Below are 609 nucleotides of genomic sequence, written 5' to 3' on the forward strand. Positions count from 1 at the left end.
ACCATCGGCAACGGCGGGGGAGTGTTGGGCGGAGCGGCCGGGGGAACACCCGGGCCGCCGGGACCGCCAGGGGTTCCCGCATCCCCCGGGGTCAACCGCTGTCGCCGGTCGATCTCGACCATCAGCCGTGCGGGCAGCCAGTCGCCCGTCACCCGCAGTGGGCCGTCCGGGCTCAGCCGTCGGCATGCCTCGACGATCCGCTCCGGCGTCGGGCGTCGCCCGGGGTCCTTGGCCAGACAGGCCGCGATCGTTTCGCGCAGCGCGGCCGGCAGCGCGCCCAGATCGGGGGCCTCCTGCACGATCCGGTACATGATTCCGTGTCCGGTGCCCTCCCCGAAGGGGTGGCCGCCGGTGCCGGCGTGGTGGGCGAGCAGTCCGAGGGCGAAGATGTCGGCCGCCGGCCCCGCGTCACCGCCCATCACCTGTTCGGGGGCCATGTAGGCGGGGGTGCCGATGCGGACCTCGGAGCCGGTGAGCGGGGTGGCGTCGGCGGCCCGGGCGATGCCGAAGTCGATGACCCGTGGGCCGTCGGCGGCGAGGAGCACGTTGCCGGGCTTGAGGTCCCGGTGCACGACCCCGGCGGCGTGTATGGAGTGCAATGCCTCCGCC

Annotated in this window: 1 protein-coding gene; it reads right to left on the reverse strand. The window is 74.7% G+C overall.

Annotation, left to right across the window (positions count from 1 at the left end):
* Nucleotides 1-599: serine/threonine-protein kinase (locus tag FNQ90_RS26015; RefSeq protein ID WP_323380191.1), on the reverse strand; the 599-nt coding region annotated here is incomplete at its 3' end.
* Nucleotides 600-609: the final 10 nt, after the last annotated feature.

This window comes from Streptomyces alkaliphilus, from assembly GCF_014141535.1.
GTDB classification, from domain to species: domain Bacteria; phylum Actinomycetota; class Actinomycetes; order Streptomycetales; family Streptomycetaceae; genus Streptomyces; species Streptomyces alkaliphilus.